The 16,226-nt window shown below is 73.1% G+C and carries 13 protein-coding genes; 6 read left to right on the plus strand and 7 right to left on the minus strand.

What is annotated here, in order from left to right; genetic code table 11:
• Positions 1 to 25: 25 nt before the first annotated feature.
• Together ABD993_RS18360 and ABD993_RS18365 are read right to left on the minus strand one after the other, a co-directional pair.
• The gene (locus ABD993_RS18360; protein ID WP_345419584.1) at positions 26 to 1,414 is read right to left on the minus strand and encodes a purine-cytosine permease family protein; all 1,389 of its coding nucleotides are present in this window, start codon (positions 1,412 to 1,414) and stop codon (positions 26 to 28) included.
• Between the two features lie 126 nt (positions 1,415 to 1,540).
• Complete coding sequence (locus ABD993_RS18365; protein ID WP_345419587.1) at positions 1,541 to 2,347, minus strand: alpha/beta hydrolase; 807 nt, start codon at positions 2,345 to 2,347, stop codon at positions 1,541 to 1,543.
• Positions 2,348 to 2,407: 60 nt separating this feature from the next.
• Between ABD993_RS18365 and ABD993_RS18370 the strand changes: the two genes are divergently transcribed.
• On the plus strand, positions 2,408 to 2,956 hold the full coding sequence (locus ABD993_RS18370) for a TetR/AcrR family transcriptional regulator (protein ID WP_345419590.1): 549 nt from the start codon (positions 2,408 to 2,410) through the stop codon (positions 2,954 to 2,956).
• A 9-nt stretch (positions 2,957 to 2,965) separates the two neighbouring features.
• Here the strand turns inward: ABD993_RS18370 and ABD993_RS18375 are convergent, their stop codons facing one another.
• Positions 2,966 to 3,754, minus strand: coding sequence for a DUF1684 domain-containing protein (locus tag ABD993_RS18375; RefSeq protein ID WP_345419593.1), 789 nt, complete (start codon positions 3,752 to 3,754; stop codon positions 2,966 to 2,968).
• Positions 3,755 to 4,011: 257 nt separating this feature from the next.
• Between ABD993_RS18375 and sfnG the strand changes: the two genes are divergently transcribed.
• Both sfnG and ABD993_RS18385 read left to right on the plus strand, forming a co-directional pair.
• The gene (sfnG, locus tag ABD993_RS18380) at positions 4,012 to 5,130 is read left to right on the plus strand and encodes a dimethylsulfone monooxygenase SfnG (RefSeq protein WP_345419596.1); all 1,119 of its coding nucleotides are present in this window, start codon (positions 4,012 to 4,014) and stop codon (positions 5,128 to 5,130) included.
• A gap of 433 nt (positions 5,131 to 5,563) precedes the next feature.
• On the plus strand, positions 5,564 to 6,784 hold the full coding sequence (locus ABD993_RS18385; protein WP_345419599.1) for an acyl-CoA dehydrogenase family protein: 1,221 nt from the start codon (positions 5,564 to 5,566) through the stop codon (positions 6,782 to 6,784).
• 44 nt (positions 6,785 to 6,828) lie between these two features.
• Here the strand turns inward: ABD993_RS18385 and ABD993_RS18390 are convergent, their stop codons facing one another.
• Positions 6,829 to 8,070: a TMEM165/GDT1 family protein gene (locus ABD993_RS18390; protein WP_345419602.1), complete on the minus strand. Its 1,242-nt coding sequence runs from the start codon at positions 8,068 to 8,070 to the stop codon at positions 6,829 to 6,831.
• Positions 8,071 to 8,372: 302 nt separating this feature from the next.
• Here ABD993_RS18390 and ABD993_RS18395 point away from each other — a divergent pair, with 302 nt between their 5' ends.
• Positions 8,373 to 9,539 (plus strand): thiolase family protein, encoded by a 1,167-nt coding sequence (locus ABD993_RS18395; protein WP_345419605.1) that lies wholly within the window; start codon positions 8,373 to 8,375, stop codon positions 9,537 to 9,539.
• Between the two features lie 124 nt (positions 9,540 to 9,663).
• On the plus strand, positions 9,664 to 11,235 hold the full coding sequence (locus tag ABD993_RS18400) for a trypsin-like peptidase domain-containing protein (RefSeq protein ID WP_345419608.1): 1,572 nt from the start codon (positions 9,664 to 9,666) through the stop codon (positions 11,233 to 11,235).
• A 24-nt stretch (positions 11,236 to 11,259) separates the two neighbouring features.
• Here the strand turns inward: ABD993_RS18400 and ABD993_RS18405 are convergent, their stop codons facing one another.
• From ABD993_RS18405 to ABD993_RS18415, 3 genes are all read right to left on the minus strand, one after another.
• Complete coding sequence (locus ABD993_RS18405; protein WP_425569043.1) at positions 11,260 to 12,420, minus strand: CaiB/BaiF CoA transferase family protein; 1,161 nt, start codon at positions 12,418 to 12,420, stop codon at positions 11,260 to 11,262.
• Positions 12,421 to 12,480: 60 nt separating this feature from the next.
• Positions 12,481 to 13,263: a GIDE domain-containing protein gene (locus tag ABD993_RS18410; protein WP_345419614.1), complete on the minus strand. Its 783-nt coding sequence runs from the start codon at positions 13,261 to 13,263 to the stop codon at positions 12,481 to 12,483.
• A 118-nt stretch (positions 13,264 to 13,381) separates the two neighbouring features.
• Positions 13,382 to 15,805, minus strand: a complete 2,424-nt coding sequence (locus ABD993_RS18415; RefSeq protein ID WP_345419616.1) for an FHA domain-containing protein — start codon at positions 15,803 to 15,805, stop codon at positions 13,382 to 13,384.
• Positions 15,806 to 15,885: 80 nt separating this feature from the next.
• Between ABD993_RS18415 and ABD993_RS18420 the strand changes: the two genes are divergently transcribed.
• Positions 15,886 to 16,226: AMP-binding protein (locus ABD993_RS18420; RefSeq protein WP_345419619.1), on the plus strand; the 341-nt coding region annotated here is incomplete at its 3' end.

A 16,226-nucleotide genomic window follows, 5' to 3' on the forward strand; every position in this document is an offset into this window, starting at 1 on the left:
GGACGAACGACGCGGAAGCGGCGCCTCAGCCGGTCGGGAGGACCGCCCGGGCCCGGCGGCTGAACAGGGCGTGGAGGACGGCGGAGAGGACGAAGCCGACCTCGAATGTGAGGTCGCCGATGCCCGGCAGGACGCTGGGCACCACGCCGACGTACATCGACTGGTTGCAGAACAGCACGATGGACACGACCATCCCGACGCCCATGGCGACCGCGCCGCCCCACGGCGTGTAGTGCCTGTCGTAGAGCAGCGGGGCGAGCTCGGCGTCCGGCACACGACGGCGCAGGAACCAGTCGGTGAGGTAGACGCCGAGCCACGGGCCGATCCAGTACGCGATGATCAGCAGGAACGACTCGTAGGCGTGGCCGGCGTCGGACAGGCCGAACAGGGCGAGCACGAACCCGAGCACCCCGAACGCCCCCGCGACGATGGCCCGCCGCAGGTTCAGCGGCAGTTCCACACCGAGCGCCAGGAAGCTCATCGAGCCCGAGTACACGTTGATCACGTTCGCGGACACCGCGCCGACGGCGATCGCCAGCAGGGTCAGCCCCGCGACGAAGCCGGGCAGGTGCGAGGTGAAGGCGGCGGTGGGGTTCTCCTCAGTCGTGGCGATCGTCGCGGACGCCGCGCCGACGATCTCCAGCAGCGTGCAGGACACGAAGATCCCGAGGCCCGCGAAGATCCCGGTGGCCCGCGGCGAGGTGCTCGTCGGCAGGTAGCGGGTGTAGTCGGTGGCGTAGGGGTTCCAGCCCGCCGCGTAGCCGAACGAGGCCCCGACCGTCAGCAGGAACCCGCCGACCCCGCCCGCGTTGTCCGCGACCGCACCGGGTGTGGCCGCGGCGAAGGTGAACACGGTGGCCAGCAGGAACGCGACGACCAGCAGCGGGAGCACGCAGCGCTCGAAGACGTGCACCAGGTTGTGCCCGAAGAACGCGACCCCGACCTGCACCACCACGATGATCAGCAGGGACAGCCAGGCGGGCATGGCGGTGAGGACGGTGAGCGCCAGCGCCCCGGAGACGCTGTTCACCGCGAACCAGCCGATGCCGGCGATCACCGCGTTCAGCCCGGCGGGCAGGGCGTTGCCGCGGAACCCGAAGGCGATCCGGGACAGCACCATCTGCGGCACGCCGGTGCGCGGGCCGCGGCTGGACAGGACGCCGTGCGTGACCGAGCCGAGCCCGGTGCCCACGACGATCGCGGCGACGGCCTGGCCGAAGGTCTGCTCGAAGTAGAGCACCGAGATCACGCCGACGAAGATCGTCGCGAACTCCATGTTCGGCGAGGTCCAGGTCCACAGCAGCGCCAGCGGCCTGCCGTGCCGCTCGTCCGCCGGCACGAACTCGGCGCCGCCGGGCTCGACCGCCACGACCTTGCCGCCGTAGGTGCCCTCGCGGATCTCGGTCACACTCATGGGGGAACGGTAGGAACGCGCAACGTCACCGGCGTTCCCACCGCGTGTGCGTCCCATTGCGGGGCGGGATCAACCGGACGGACGGGACGCGATGCCGTCGACGTGGGCGGTGAGCGCGAGGCCCCATCAGGACAGGTGCTCCCGCAGCCACTCCACCGCGAGCGCGTCCACCCGCGCCGCGCCCGCGGTCTGCGGCGCGGGCTCGACGCCGGGGGCCTCGGCGAGGTCGTGGCCCAGCCCCTCGAGGACGACGAGGTCCGCGCCGGGCACCGCCTTCGCCAGCTCCTGCGCGGGCCGCACGAAGCCCTCGGCGTCGTCCTCCGCACCGACGACCAGCCGCAGGGCCGCCCCGCTCGCCGCGACCTCCGCCGCACGGGCGACGAAGTCCAGCTCGGCGACCAGGCCCCGGGTCTCCGCGTCCCACGGGTACTCGACGCCGAACACCCGCCCGGTCGCGTCCGTCGCCGCCTCGAGCCGCGTGATCGGGCTCAGCGCCACCACCGCCGAGACCCGCGGCCCCGCCCCGTTCACCAGCGCAAGGAGCGCCGCCGCCGAGCCCGCCGAGCCACCGACCAGCCCGACCGGGACGTCCGCGCCGAACCCGAGCTGTGCGCGCAGCGCCGCGAACGCGGCCGGGAACTCCGCCGCCGCGCCGTGCGGGATCGGGTACTGCAGGTGCCGGACGGCGTCGACGTACCCGAGCCGCATCACCTCGTCGTACCCGCCCTGGGGCAGCCGGGCGCCGGACAGCGGCAGGCCCACGTAGATCCGCCAGGCGTCGAGCCCCGCGAGCGGGATCGCCGCGGCGAACGCCTCCGGGGTGCACGGCGGGCTCAGCAGGTGCCAGGCGACGACCACGGGTGCGGTGGCGCGGTCCCCCGCGGGCGGGACGGCGAGGAACGGGACTCCGGCGGCGGTTCCGGTGACGGTCATGCGAGGCCTCCTCGAGAACTGGACACTGTCCAGCTTAATTGGACATGGTACAGTTCACAAGTGGCACGAGGACCCGGGGAGCGCGCGGGGCTCAGCCGCGCGGCGGTGCTGGAGGGCGCGCGCGAGGTGCTGGCGGAGGTCGGGCTGCGCGGGCTGACCATGCGGGCGCTCGCCCGCAGGCTCGGCGTGGCGCCGAACGCCCTCTACAGCCACGTCCCCGGCAAGGACGAGCTGGTCGACGCCCTGCTGGACGACCATCTCGGACACGTCACGGAGCCGCCCGCGGACAGCCCCGACCCGCTGGCCGCGGTGGCGGCGCTGATGACCTCGACCTACGACGTGCTGGTCGCCGCGCCGGACCTGGTGCCCCTGTACTTCGCCCGGCGCGGGGCGCGCGGGGCCAACGCACAGCGGCTCGGCGTCACCATGGACGGGCTGATGGTGCGGGCGGGGGTGCCCGCGCGCACCGTCCCGCCCGCCCGCGTGAACCTGATCGTGCACGCGATCGGCTCGGCGTCCTTCGCCACGGTGGGCGGGGACGCCGCGGAGTCCCGCGCCGCCTTCACCGCGGGACTGGGCTGGCTGCTGGCCGGGATCGCCTGCCGGTGACGGCCGGCGTCAGGCGGGCAGCTTCTCCCCCGCCTCGACGGCCACGGCGAGGGTGTTCCCGGCGGGCGGCAGCGGGCAGGTCGCGAACGCGGTGAAGGCGCAGGGCAGGTTGACCGTGCGGTTGAAGTCCACGGTCAGCGTGTCCCCCACGGGCTCCGGTGCGCGCAGGATCCGGCCGCCGCCGTAGGTGGTGCCGCCCGAGGTGGCGTCCCGGAAGTGCAGCGTCAGACCGCCCTGGCCCGCGAGGGCGACCAGCTCGTGCTCGGCGCCGTCGAGGGGGAAGCGCACGGTGCCGACGGCCGTCGGGAAGTGGTGGAGCCCGTCGACCACCGCGTCGACGGTGATCCGCCGCGGCTCCGGGTACGGGGTGAACCGCGCCTCGACCACCCAGTGCTCGTCCACCGGGAAGCTCGGCACACCGGCGAACGCGGTACGGGTCGGCGCCTGCGGGTCCCGCACGCGCAGGGCGTAGGAGTCGGTGCGGCGGGCGATCTCGACCACCCGGTCGCCGACGGTCACGAGCTCGCCGGGCTTGCCGTCCACCGGCTCGAGCCGGACCGTCCCGTCGACGGTCGCGCCCCCGACGACCAGCCCGTCCGCCGCCTCCGCGGTCAGCTCGACGCCGCCGTCCCCGGTCGCCCGCCAGGTCCCGGGCAGGCCCTCGACGGTCCGCGACTCCTCGGTGACCCACTCCAGCGCGGTGAGGCTCAGCCAGCCGTGTGGGGCACGGAGGTCGTCCTCGCGGGTCTCGTGCCAGGTGGCCCAGTCCTGCTGCAGGGTGTTCTCCGTGGTCGTCATGTCCAGCCGAACGCCTGCGGCGGGCTGGGCATTTCGGCGTCCCACCGCGTGGCGCCGGGTTCCGCCGAACGGCCCAGATGTCCGGACCGGTTCGGCATGTGGGAGGCGGTTTGACCGCATGCGGGCCCCTCTGGTGTGGTCGTGGGCGTGGCCACCTACCCGTTGACGCGCCGCAGGCACGTCGACCACCGCACGGTGACCTCCTGCGCCTGTCGCTGAACGCCGTCCGCGTTCCGACACCTCTCCCAGGAGTCCTCGTGACCACCCCCCTGAAGTTCGCCTACTGGGTACCCAACGTCTCCGGCGGGCTCGTCACCAGCACCATCGAGCAACGCACCGACTGGGGCATCGACTACAACCGCACGCTCGCCCGGACCGCCGAACGCGTCGGGTTCGAGTACGCGCTGTCCCAGGTCCGGTACATGGCGTCCTACGGCGCCGACCACCAGCACGAGTCCACGTCGTTCTCCCTGGCCCTGCTGCTGGCCACCGAGAAGCTGCGCGTGATCGCCGCCGTCCACCCGGGACTCTGGCACCCGGGCGTGCTGGCGAAGTGGGTCGCCACGGCGGACCACCTCTCCGGCGGGCGGGCCGCGGTGAACGTCGTCTCCGGCTGGTTCAAAGACGAGTTCACCGCGCTCGGCGAGCCGTGGCTGGAACACGACGAGCGCTACCGCCGCTCCGAGGAGTTCATCCGCGCGCTGCGCGCGATCTGGACCTCCGACCACGCCGAGCTGCGCGGGGACTTCTACCGGATCCACGACTTCGACCTCAAGCCCAAGCCGGTCGAGGTGCCGGGCCGCCCGCACCCGGAGATCTTCCAGGGCGGCAACTCCACGGCCGCCCGCCGCAACGGCGGCCGGGTGTCGGACTGGTACTTCTCCAACGGCAAGGACTACGACGGCTTCTCCGAGCAGGTCGCCGAGGTCCGCGGGCACGCCCGGGAGGCGGGCAGGCTCGGTGCGGTCCGGTTCGGGCTCAACGGGTTCGCGATCGCCCGGGACACCGAGCGCGAGGCCCGCGAGCAGCTCCGCGAGATCATCGCCAAGGCCAACCGACCCGCCGTCGAGGGATTCCGCGATGCCGTCCGGCAGGCGGGCTCCTCCACCGGCGACAAGCGCGGCATGTGGGCGGACTCGTCCTTCGAGGACCTCGTCCAGTACAACGACGGCTTCCGCACCCGGCTCATCGGCACCCCGGAGCAGATCGCGGACCGCGCGATCGAGTACAAGCGCCGCGGGGCGGACCTGCTGCTACTGGGCTTCCTGCACTTCCAGGAGGAGATCGAGTACTTCGGCGAGAAGGTGCTGCCGATCATCCGCGAGAAGGAGGCGCAGCTCGCCGAGCGCGAGCCCGCTCTGGTCGCGGGTTCCTGAGGTGCTCCTGCTGACGAAACGCCGCCACATCGACCTGGCCCGCGCGGTGAGTCAGGCCTGTCCGTGCTCTTCCTGCTGACACGTTTCGTGCTCACAGCGCTGCTTGATCGCTGAAGAAGTGCGCTCAGCGTGGCGGCGACCGCGCTGATGGCACATTCTCGACGATCACGAGCCACCGCGTTCCACGATCGCTGGTTCCGTGCTCTCAGCGCTGTGCCGACCGCGCTCTGAGCACGTGTTCGGTGATCATGCCGCGCTGACGGCACGAAACGTGCGCGCGCACACCCCGCACACCCCGCACACACCTCCGCACCCTCCCGGCCGCGCCGGACGCCCGCTCGCTCGGGCCGCCGGTGTCGCTCCCGACCGCCCGACGCCCTTCGCGCCCCGCGGCCGGGTGGGCTGCGCCCTTTCCCTCCACAAAGGACAGATCATGACCACGCTCGAGAACCGCCCGTCCACGCGCTTCACCACCACCCCCACCACCCCCGACGAGTGGCTGGCCCGCGCCCGCGAGGTCCGCGCGATCCTCGCCGAGGGCGCCGCCGCCCGCGACCGGGCGGGCGAGACCCCCTACGCGGAGGTGGCGCTGCTCAAGGAGGCCGGGCTCGTCACCCTGCTCGGCCCGACCGAGCACGGCGGCGGGGGCCGGGAGTGGCCGCTCGCCTACCGGGTGATCCGCGAGGTCGCCGCGGGCGACGGCTCGATCGGCCAGCTGCTCGGCTACCACCTGCTCTGGTTCTGGGCGGCCCGGCTGGTCGGCACCCGCGAGCAGATCGAGGCCGTCGAGGCGGACGCCACCCGCAACCGCTGGTTCTTCGGCGGCGCGGTCAACCCGCGGGACGCGGACGTGGTGATCCGCGACGCCGGGGACCACATCGTCTACAACGGACGGAAGTCCTTCTCCACCGGCAGCAGGGTCTCGGACGTGACGGTGCTGGAGGGCGTGCTCGAGGGCACCGACACCCACGTCTTCGCGATCGTGCCGAGTGAGCAGCCGGGGATCACGTTCCACGACGACTGGGACAACATCGGCCAGCGGCTCACCGAGAGCGGCAGCGTCACGATCTCCGAGGTCGCGGTGCCGTGGGAGGCCGCGGCGGGCTTCCGCGACAAGGCCTTCGAGCCGCGGGTCTACAACACGCTCAACGTGCCGACCATCCAGCTGGTGTTCGTGAGCTTCTACCTGGGGATCGCGCGCGGCGCCCTGGAGGAGGGCGCGGCGTACACCCGCACGAGGACCCGCCCGTGGCTGCACGGCGGGCAGGAGCGCGCGGTCGACGAGCCCTACCAGCTGGACCTCTACGGCGACCTGCAGTCCAAGCTGTGGGCCGTCGAGGCGCTGGCCGACGCCGTCGCCGAGGAGGGCCTGGTCATCCACCGCGGCGCCTGGGACGTCACTCCGGAACAGCGCGGCGCGCACGAGGTCCGGGTCGCGGCCGTCAAGGCGCGCGCCACGGAGGTCGCGCTGGAGGTCACCAGCCGGGTGTTCGAGGGCCTCGGCGCCCGCGCGACGACGACGGAGCTGGGCTTCGACCGCTTCTGGCGCAACGTCCGCACCCACACCCTGCACGACCCGGTGGCCTACAAGCGCCGCGAGGTGGGGGCGAGCCTGCTGAAGGACGAGCTCCCCGAGCCCACCTGGTACTCCTGACCGACCCGAGGGGCCCTGTCGCCGCGGCGACAGGGCCCCTCCGGTCAGGCGTCCGTGCGGGTGCGCTCCGGGTGGGGGGCGCGCAGCCGCGGGAGGAAGCGGCCGGTGCGGGACACGTAGGCCGCGTACTCCTCGCCGAGCGCCTGGCTCAGGCCGGGCTCGCGCACCGCGCGGGTCTGGATCTGCACCGCGACCACGATCAGCACCGTGGCCAGCACGCCGATCGCGGTGGGCGCCATGACCAGGGCCCCCGCCGTGGCCACGACCATGCCGGTGAAGGCGGGGTTGCGGACCCGGGCGTAGAGCCCGTGGCTGGTCAGCGACAGGCCCCGACCGCCCTTGCGGCGGGCCGAGCCGATCTGCACCAGCGCCGCGAGCACGAGAGCGAGCCCGAGCAGCAGCACCCCGGCCCCGGTGACGATCCACCCGGGCGAGCTGAACCACGAGATCGGCTCGATCACGTCGAAGCCCACGAGCACGGGCGCGACCAGCCCCAGCAGCAGCCCCAGCCCGACGAGGACCTGCGACCACCAGGCCGGGCTGCCGACCCCGGTGCGCATCGACGAGCGCCGCGCCCCGGCCCGGGCCCACCGCCTGCTGAGCCCGATGACGACCGCGGTGACCAGCCCGAGGCCCGCGGCGATCCACGCGCCGGTGTGGTGGTCCAGCGACTCGGTGACCACCTCCCAGCCGCTGCGCCCGGTGAGCTCGGCCAGCGCCTCGACCAGCAGGACCGCGCCGAACACGACGAACCCGACGGCCGCGCCGTAGCGGATCGTCCGCTCCGGCAGCCGCTTGCCCAGCTGGCGGCCGATGACGATCGCGAGCGCGTCCGCCGCCACCATGCCGACCGTGGAGCCCAGCCAGACGCCGAACCAGCCGTGCTGGGTGGCGAGGGTGATGGTGGCGAGCATGGTCTTGTCGCCCAGCTCGGCCAGGAAGAACGAGACCGTGACGGCCACCAGCGCGGACCGGGTGGTCCGGTTCGCCCTCTGCTGCTCATCCTCGCTGAGCGAGTCCCCGCGCAGCGTCCAAGCGCCGAAACCGAAGAAGGCGATCGCGGCGACGAGCGCGATCCAGCCGGTGGGGATGGTGGCCCCCAGACCGAACCCGACGGCCACGGACACCAGGTGCACCACCGACGTCGAGATGGTGATGCCGATCAGGACCGGCCAGGTGCGGTAGCGGGTGGCGAACGTGAGCGCCATGAGCTGGGACTTGTCGCCCAGCTCGGCCACGAAGATCACACCGAAGCTGATCAGGAAGGCGCTGAGGACGCCGTTCATCGGATTCCAACCCCTCGATCTCGGGCCGGACCGAAGCGGGGTACGGGGCCACTTCGATCCGGAACACTGCCGGATCGAAGGTCTCGCTCGCCTGCTGCTGCAGGCCCCGGGGCCGGGCACCCGGGGGCACCAGTATGTCGACCGCGATGTTGAGAGCTACTCCCCTTCGCTGGGCAGGACTCTACCTCATCGATCCAGTTCGCAGCCAGAGGGTGAGCCGCTTCACGCCGGCAGCGAGTTCAGTCCTCTCGTCGCCGTCCATGTCGTACGTTCGTTCAGAAACCCTCACCACCGGAGGACCCATGCCCGAGGCCGTCATCGTCGACGCCGTTCGCACTCCCATCGGGAAGCGGAACGGCACCCTGTCCAACATCCACCCCGCCGACCTCGCGGGGCGCGTCCTGCAGGACCTGCAGCGGCGCACCGGGATCGACCCCGAGGTCGTCGACGACGTCGTCTGGGGCTGCGTGAACCAGGTCGGTGACCAGGCCGCGCAGATCGGCCGGTACGCCGTGCTCGCCGCGGGCTGGCCCGAGACCGTCCCCGGCATCACGCTGAACCGCGCCTGCGGGTCGAGCCAGTCGGCCTTCGACTTCGCCGCGGGCATGGTGCTGGCGGGCCAGTACGACGTCGTCGTGGCGGGCGGCGTCGAGTCCATGTCCCGCGTCCCGCTCGGTGCGGGCCGCGACCTCGGTCGCCCGTTCGGGTCGCTGGCCCGCGAGCGGTACGCGGCCGACCTGGAGAGCGGCGAGTTCCCGAACCAGGACTTCAACCAGGGCATCGGCGCCGAGCGGATCGCCGCCAGGTGGGGCTTCGACCGCCGCAGGCTGGACGAGTACTCCTCCCGCTCGCACGAGCTCGCCGCGGCCGCGATCGACTCCGGCGCGTTCGACGGGCAGCTCGTCCGGATCCCCGGCAAGGAGGACTTCGTCGCGGACGAGGGCCTGCGCCGCGGCACCAGCCCGGAGACCCTGGCCACGCTCAAGCCCTCCTTCCGCGAGGACGGGGTGATCCACGCGGGCAACGCCTCCCAGATCTCCGACGGCGCCTCCGCGGTGCTGATCACCACCCCGGAGCGGGCGAGGGAGCTGGGGCTGACCCCGATCGCGCGCTACCACTCCGGCGCGGTCTCGGGCGCGGACCCGCTGATGATGCTCACGGGCCCGATCCCGGCCACCCGGAAGCTGCTCAAGCGCTCCGGGCTGTCGATCTCGGACATCGGCGCGTTCGAGGTCAACGAGGCCTTCGCGCCCGTGCCGCTGGCCTGGCTGGCCGAGCTGGGGGCGGACGAGGCCGCGCTGAACCCACTCGGCGGAGCGATCGCCGTCGGGCACCCGCTGGGGGCCTCGGGCACGATCCTGATGACCCGGCTGGTGCACCACATGCGGGACAAGGGCATCCGGTACGGCCTGCAGACGATGTGCGAGGGCGGCGGCACCGCCAACGCCACCGTCATCGAGCTGCTCTGACCTGCGCGACCGGCTCCGCCCGCCCCCGGCGGGCGGAGCCGGTCCGGCGGTCTTCGCGTTTCCACGGGCACATTCCCAGGGCCACCACAGGGAAGTCTCAGCTTCGGGGCCCACAGTCAGTGGCATGACCGACGAGCAGCGGGGTCAGACCCGGCCCGATGGGGACGTTGCGCACGACCAGACCAGCGCCGCCACCACCGCCGGGGACTCCCCCACCCAGCAGACCACCCTGAGCCCCGGCACCGACGGGGCTCAGCACCCGACCGATCCCTACGCCCGTCCCGGTGAGGACCGCGCAGGGTCCCCGTACGCCTACGGGCGCGGCTCCGTCTACGGCACCCCCGGGTACGCCCAGCACGGCGGAGGTGCCGACCAGGGCCGCCCCTACGGCAGCCCGGCCTACGGGCCCTACGCCGGCTCGACGCCCACCTACGGCGCCCCCGGCCTCCCCGGCGCGGGCGCCCCCACCGACCCCCCGAACGGCGGCGGCACCGCGCTCCTCGAGGGCGACAGGCCCCGCAAGCCCTCCCGGCCCATGGTCGGGATCGTGGCCGCGGCGCTGATCGCCGGGCTCGTGGGCGGCGGAGCCGGCTTCGGCGGCGCGTACGCGCTGCTGGACGGCGGGTCGTCGAGCTCGTCGTCGAGCGGGAGCACGCTGACCGGGCAGCCCGCGTCGAACAGCTCCGCCTCCGCCCCGGTCGACGGCAGTGTGGCGGCCGCGGCCGCCAAGGCCACCCCGAGCACGGTCGACATCCGGGTCACCCTGGCGCAGGGCTCCGCCGAGGGCTCGGGAGTGATCCTCACCTCCGACGGGGACGTGCTGACCAACAACCACGTCGTCGCGGGCTCCACCGGACCGATCCAGGTCACCCTGTCGGACGGCACGACCCACAGCGCGACCGTCGTCGGCACCTCGCCGAGCTACGACCTCGCCGTGATCAAGCTGGACAACGCCTCCGGGCTGACCGCCGCCACGCTGGGCCAGACCTCGGGTGTGCAGGTCGGCCAGCAGGTGGTGGCGATCGGCTCGCCGCAGGGGCTGACCGGCACCGTGACCACCGGCATCGTGTCCGCGCTCAACCGGACCGTGGCCGTGGAGGGCGACAACGGCACCGGCGTCGTCTACAACGGGCTGCAGACGGACGCCCCGATCAACCAGGGCAACTCGGGCGGCCCGCTGGTGAACCTCGACGGTCAGGTCGTCGGCATCAACTCGGCGATCGCCACCGCGGGCCAGAGCTCCGGCTCCGTCGGCCTCGGCTTCGCCATCCCGGTCGACCAGGCCCGCCGGGTCGCGCAGGAGATCATGGACACCGGGCAGGCCACCAAGCCCGTGCTCGGGGTGCAGGGCTCCACCGGCGGCCCGACGACCGCCGCGAACGGCGCGACGATCGAGCAGGTCACGGCCGGTGGTCCGGCCGCGGCGGCCGGGTTGCAGGCGGGAGACGTCGTGACCAAGGTCGGCAGCGCCACCGTCAGCGACTTCTCCGACCTGATCGCCCGGGTCGGCTCCTACGCCCCCGGCGACAAGGTCTCGCTGACCCTGCAGTCGGGCCGCACCGTCGACGTCACGCTGGGCAGCACGCCGGACACCGGCGCCACGACCAGCAGCGGCGGCACCACCCAGAGCACGCCGCAGCAGCAACAGCAGAGCCCCTTCGGCGGGCTGAACCCCTTCAGTCGCGGCGGGAACTAGGACCGCGGGCCGGGCGGCACCCCCTCACCGCCCGGTCTGCAACCACTTCCTGACGGCGTCGGTGTCGGCGCCGAGGGCGGGCGGGGTCCGGCGGTAGTCCGGCGGGGTCCGTGAGTAGTCGACCGGGTTGCGGACCGTCCCGACCCCGCCGCCCGGGTGCACCACCGGCTCCAGCCCGAGGCTCTCGGCCAGCGCGATCCCCTGGTCGATGGTGTTGATCGGCCCGCACGGCACGCCCGCCGCGCTGAGCACCTCGAACCACTCCTGGGCGTCTCGCACCGCGAGCTTCTCCAGCAGCAGCGGACGGAGCTCCTCGCGGTGGCGGGTGCGGTCGACCATGGACCCGAAGCGGGGGTCGGTGAGCAGCTCGGGGGCCCCGAGCGCGCCACAGAGCCTGCGGAACTGGTGGTCGTTGGCCGCGATCACGATGAGCTCGCCGTCCTTGGTGGGCAGCGGCTCGTAGGGGAACAGCGAGAGGTGGGCGTTGCCCATCCGCTTCGGGACGACCCCGCCCGCCACGAAGGCCGAGGTCTGGTTCACCAGGCTGGACAGTGCCGCGGACAGCAGGTTCGTCTTCACGTGCTGGCCCTCGCCCGTCAGGTCGCGGTGGCGCAGCGCGGCCACGATCGCCAGGGCCGCGTGCAGACCGGTGATCACGTCGAACACCGCCACCCCGGCGCGGTACGGCTCGCCGTCGGCGCCGCCGGTGAGGCTCATCAGCCCGGACGTGGCCTGCACGAGCAGGTCGTAGCCGCCCAGCTTCGCCCCGCCCTCGTCCCCGAACCCGCTGATCGAGCAGTAGACGACCCGCTCGTTGGCCGCGCGGACGGTCGGCTCGTCCAGCCCCCACTTCGCCGTCGACCCGGGCATGAAGTTCTCGATGAGCACGTCGGCGCGGGCGGCGAGCTCCCGGGCGGCGGCGCGGTCGTCCGGATCCTTGAGGTCGAGGACCACCGACCGCTTGTTGCGGTTGATCGAGAGGTAGTACGTGGCCTCGGGGCCATCGGGACGCTCGACGGTCGGCGGCTGCCAGGTGCGGGTGTCGTCCCCGCCCGGCCCCTCCACCTTGATCACCGTGGCGCCGAGGTCGCCGAGCAGCATCGTGGCGTAGGGCCCCGCGAGCACTCGGGAGAAGTCGGCGACGAGCACCCCGGCCAGCGGCCCGGAGGGCCTGTCGTCTTCGATCACGACCCGACCCTAACCCCGCTCCCCACGCCACTCGGGCGGCCCGGGAGCGGCGATGCGTCAGAAGAGGATGGACAGGACGATCAGCGCCACGCCGATCGCGGCTGCCGCGGCGCCCGCCCACGCCCAGATCCGCTGGCCCTTGCGCGAGGAGTCGGTGAGCTGCTCCTCGGTCCTCGTGGAGAGGACGAAGGGGGTCCTGGGGTCGCGCGGCGGGCGGATGACCAGGGGGCCGTCGCGGTCGTCGACCTCGCCGAGGACGTACATCCGCGTGCCGGGCCGCAGCACCCACTCGGTGTGCTGGTAGCCGATGGTCTCGTCGCGGTCCCCGCCCATCAGCGCGCCGATCACACCCGCGACACCGGCTCGGGCGGGTTCGTGGGCCTGCTCGAAGCGGTCCAGGACCTGCTCCGCGCCGTCCGGCCTGCGGCCGCCGTGGTCGACGCCGATGGTGTGCCCGTCCCGCAGCAGCGCCCAGCCGTGCGGCGAGGTCTGCTCCGAGACCGTCTCCGTGCGGGTGGTCACGCGGGTGTCGCCGTCGTTGTCCCGGTCGTAGTGCTTGTAGCGGCGCTGGACGCGGGCGGAGTGCCACACGCAGTCGATCCCGGTGAGCTCCGAGCGCAGCATCCCGACCGGCGCCGGGACCGTCTCCCCGACGACCTCGCACACCTTCCGGAACTGCCCGGGCCCGACCAGCTCGGTGGAGATGCGCTGCAGCTCCAGCAGTTGGGGCACCGTCAGCGTCTCCGCGGCCATCATGGCGTGCACCTTGCGCTGCGTCCGGGCAGCGCCCCACAGACAGCCCCCTGCGGCCAGCAGCAGGATGATCCCGATCCACAGCATCGGATGTCCTTCCCTCGTCGTGTGGGAAGGACGCTAGGACTCGTCGAGCCGCGAATCCCCGGTGCTACCACCACCATCGTCGGGCGTGGTGGGCACCGCTACCGCACCCACTCGGCGCTCACGGGCGGCGGCGGCGCACGGGGTCCAGGCGCCGCAGGACGAGCCCGGCCACGATCACCAGGACCACCGCCATGCCCAGCAGCACCCCCGCGCCGAGCAGCCAGTGCGCGGCGTCGTGGGTCCACAGTGGATCGGGTCCGTCCCGGGCGGTGAGGTTCAGGTCGGCGGTCACCGCGCCCATCGCGAACGCCCACCGCGACGGCACCAGCCACGCCAGCTGCTCGAGCCCCGGCCGGTCGAACACCGGGAACAGGCCGCCGGAGACCACCAGCTCGACCATCAGCACCAGGACGAGCAGCGGCATGCCCCGGTCGGCGTTGCCGATCGCGGCGGAGACGACGAGGCCGAGCAGCATCGTCACGACCGTGACCCCGACGACGGCGAGCAGCACCTCCAGCAGCCCGGACCCCACCAGCACGGCCGAGTCCGGGGTCCGGCGCCCCACCAGCGCCAACAGCGTGAAGACGGCCGCCTGCACCCCCGTGATCAGGCCCAGGACCAGCAGTTTCGAGATCAGGTAGGCGGGCAGCGAGAGGCCGATCGCACGCTCCCGCACGTAGACCGGCCGCTCCTTGACCAGCTCGCGGATGGACGCCGCGACGCCCATCAGCGCGCCACCGAGGATGAGCACGAGCATCAGCTGGCTGGGTTGGAACTCCTTGAGCCGCAGCGCCTCGCTCGTACTGAGCCCGGAGTCCCCGGGCACGAGTCTCGCCAACGCGGCCAGCACCAGCGGCAGCCCGAGTAGGAACAGCGCGTACTGCCGGTCCGCGGCGATCACCGCCAGGTAGCGGCGGCACAGCACGGACAGCTGCGTGCCGAAGCCCTGCTGGCGCTTCGCGGCGGTGGGCGCGGCGCGCTCGGCGATCCGCGGCATCCCCATCGTCGGCTGCGCCACGTACCGCACGTGCTGGCGGGAGCCCCGGTACCCCTGCGCGAGCTGCTCCCCGGGCACGCGTTCGAGCAGCTGGAACATCTCGGCGTAGTCCGGGGTGCGGAAGTACTCCAACGCCTCCCGCGGCGGTCCGAAGTAGGCCACGTGTCCGCCGGGGGCCAGGACCAGCAGCCGGTCGCAGAGGTCCAGGTTGAGCACCGAGTGCGTGACGACGACGACGGTGCGGCCGCCGTCCGCCAGACCCCGCAGCGTCTGCATGACGGACTTGTCCAGGCCGGGATCGAGGCCGGAGGTGGGCTCGTCGAGGAACAGCAGCGACGGCTTGGTGAGCAGCTCCAACGCGACCGAGGTGCGCTTGCGCTGCCCGCCCGAGAGCGTGTCGATCCGCTGGTCGGCCTGCTGGACGAGGGTCAGCTCCCCGAGCACCTCGTCGATCCGGCGCTCCCGGTCCGCCTCCGGGACGTCCGCCGGGAACCGCAACCGGGCGGCGTAGCGCAGCGCGCGGCGGACCGTGAGCTGCGGGTGCAGCACGTCGTCCTGCGGGACGAGGCCGATCCGGTGCCGCAGCTCGTCGTACTCGGCGTAGAGGTCGCGGCCCGCGTACCGGACCTCCCCGACGTCCGCCGGACGGGCGCCGGTCAGCGCGTTGAGCAGGGTGGACTTGCCCGCGCCGCTCGGCCCGACGACGGCGAGCAGGCTGCGGCCGGGCAGCGCGAACGACACGTCCCGGAGCAGGGTCCTCCCCGAGTCGGTGGTGACCGAGGCGCCCTGCACGGTGAACCCGACGTCTCCGGTGTCCTCCGCGGAGACGAGCCGGTCCCCGTGCAGCTGCAGCAGCGCGTGGCCGATGCCGATGACGTCCCGCGGGCCGATCTCCGCGTCCTGTACCCGGGCGCCGTTGACGAACGTGCCGTTGCCGCTGCCCAGGTCCACGATCCGCCAGCTCGCGCCCGTGCGGTGCAGCTCGGCGTGGCGGCGGGAGACGAGCAGGTCGTCCAGCACGACGTCGTTGTCCGGGAGCCGACCGACCGTCAGCCTGCTCGCGACGACGTGCCGGACGGAGGTCTCCCCTCCCTGTCGAGTGAGGACGTCGGAGGGGGAGCCTGCGGACCCGACCACCGGAACAGAGGGGGAGCCCGCGGACCCGACCACCGGAACAGAGGGGGAGCCCGCGGACCCGGCCACCGGAGCGGCGGGGGCCGGGACCTGCGCCGAGGCGGTCGGGGTGTGCGGCGCGGGCCGCACCTCGACGACGGCGGAGTCGTCGGTGTCGCCGAGCCGCACGCGGACCGGGCCCGCCAGCGGCAGCGAGCTGACCCGGCGGCCGTCCACCCAGGTCCCGTTGCGGGAGGCGTCCGTGAGCAGCCAACCCTGGGCGGTCAGCTCGACCACGACGTGCCGCCGCGACGCGCGCGGGTGCCCGACGTCCAGGTCGGCCTCCGGCCCCCGGCCGATCACGAACGGACGCCCCGTGGGCACCGGCAGGCTCCGGCCACCCACGACGATCTCCAGCGGGGGCGGCGACATGAGAGGAATCTAGCGGTGCGCGAAGTTACCCGTGGGTCATAGGATCGCCGTCACAGATCCGAGATCCCGTGGAGTCGACGATGACGAACCTGGCCGCGAACCTGGTCGCGACCGCCCAGAAGCAGGGTGACCACCCCGCGATCAAGCTGGACGACTACGTGCTGGACTACGCTGGCCTGCTCTCCTCCGCCGCCGCCGTGGCCGGTGACCTGCGCGAGCGCGGCGTCGAGCCCGGCGACCGCGTGGGCCTGGTGCTGCCCAACGTGCCCGCCTACCCCATCCTGTTCTACGGCGCGCTGCTCGCCGGGGCCGTGGTGGTCCCGATGAACCCGCTGCTCAAGGCCCGCGAGGTCGAGTACTACCTCAACGACTCCGGCATGAAGGTCGTCTACGGCTGGGACGGCGCCGGCGACGTCGTGCC

Source organism: Pseudonocardia xishanensis, from assembly GCF_039541715.1.
Lineage (GTDB): Bacteria > Actinomycetota > Actinomycetes > Mycobacteriales > Pseudonocardiaceae > Pseudonocardia > Pseudonocardia xishanensis.

Excerpts from the sequence above, each read along its gene's own strand:
- ABD993_RS18400 (WP_345419608.1), top strand. The coding sequence starts at position 9,664 with ATGACCGACGAGCAGCGGGGTCAGACCCGGCCCGATGGGGACGTTGCG.
- ABD993_RS18360 (WP_345419584.1), bottom strand. The coding sequence starts at position 1,414 with ATGAGTGTGACCGAGATCCGCGAGGGCACCTACGGCGGCAAGGTCGTG.
- ABD993_RS18390 (WP_345419602.1), bottom strand. The coding sequence starts at position 8,070 with ATGAACGGCGTCCTCAGCGCCTTCCTGATCAGCTTCGGTGTGATCTTC.
- ABD993_RS18395 (WP_345419605.1), top strand. The coding sequence starts at position 8,373 with ATGCCCGAGGCCGTCATCGTCGACGCCGTTCGCACTCCCATCGGGAAG.
- ABD993_RS18365 (WP_345419587.1), bottom strand. The coding sequence starts at position 2,347 with ATGACCGTCACCGGAACCGCCGCCGGAGTCCCGTTCCTCGCCGTCCCG.
- ABD993_RS18415 (WP_345419616.1), bottom strand. The coding sequence starts at position 15,805 with ATGTCGCCGCCCCCGCTGGAGATCGTCGTGGGTGGCCGGAGCCTGCCG.
- ABD993_RS18410 (WP_345419614.1), bottom strand. The coding sequence starts at position 13,263 with ATGCTGTGGATCGGGATCATCCTGCTGCTGGCCGCAGGGGGCTGTCTG.
- ABD993_RS18385 (WP_345419599.1), top strand. The coding sequence starts at position 5,564 with ATGACCACGCTCGAGAACCGCCCGTCCACGCGCTTCACCACCACCCCC.
- ABD993_RS18375 (WP_345419593.1), bottom strand. The coding sequence starts at position 3,754 with ATGACGACCACGGAGAACACCCTGCAGCAGGACTGGGCCACCTGGCAC.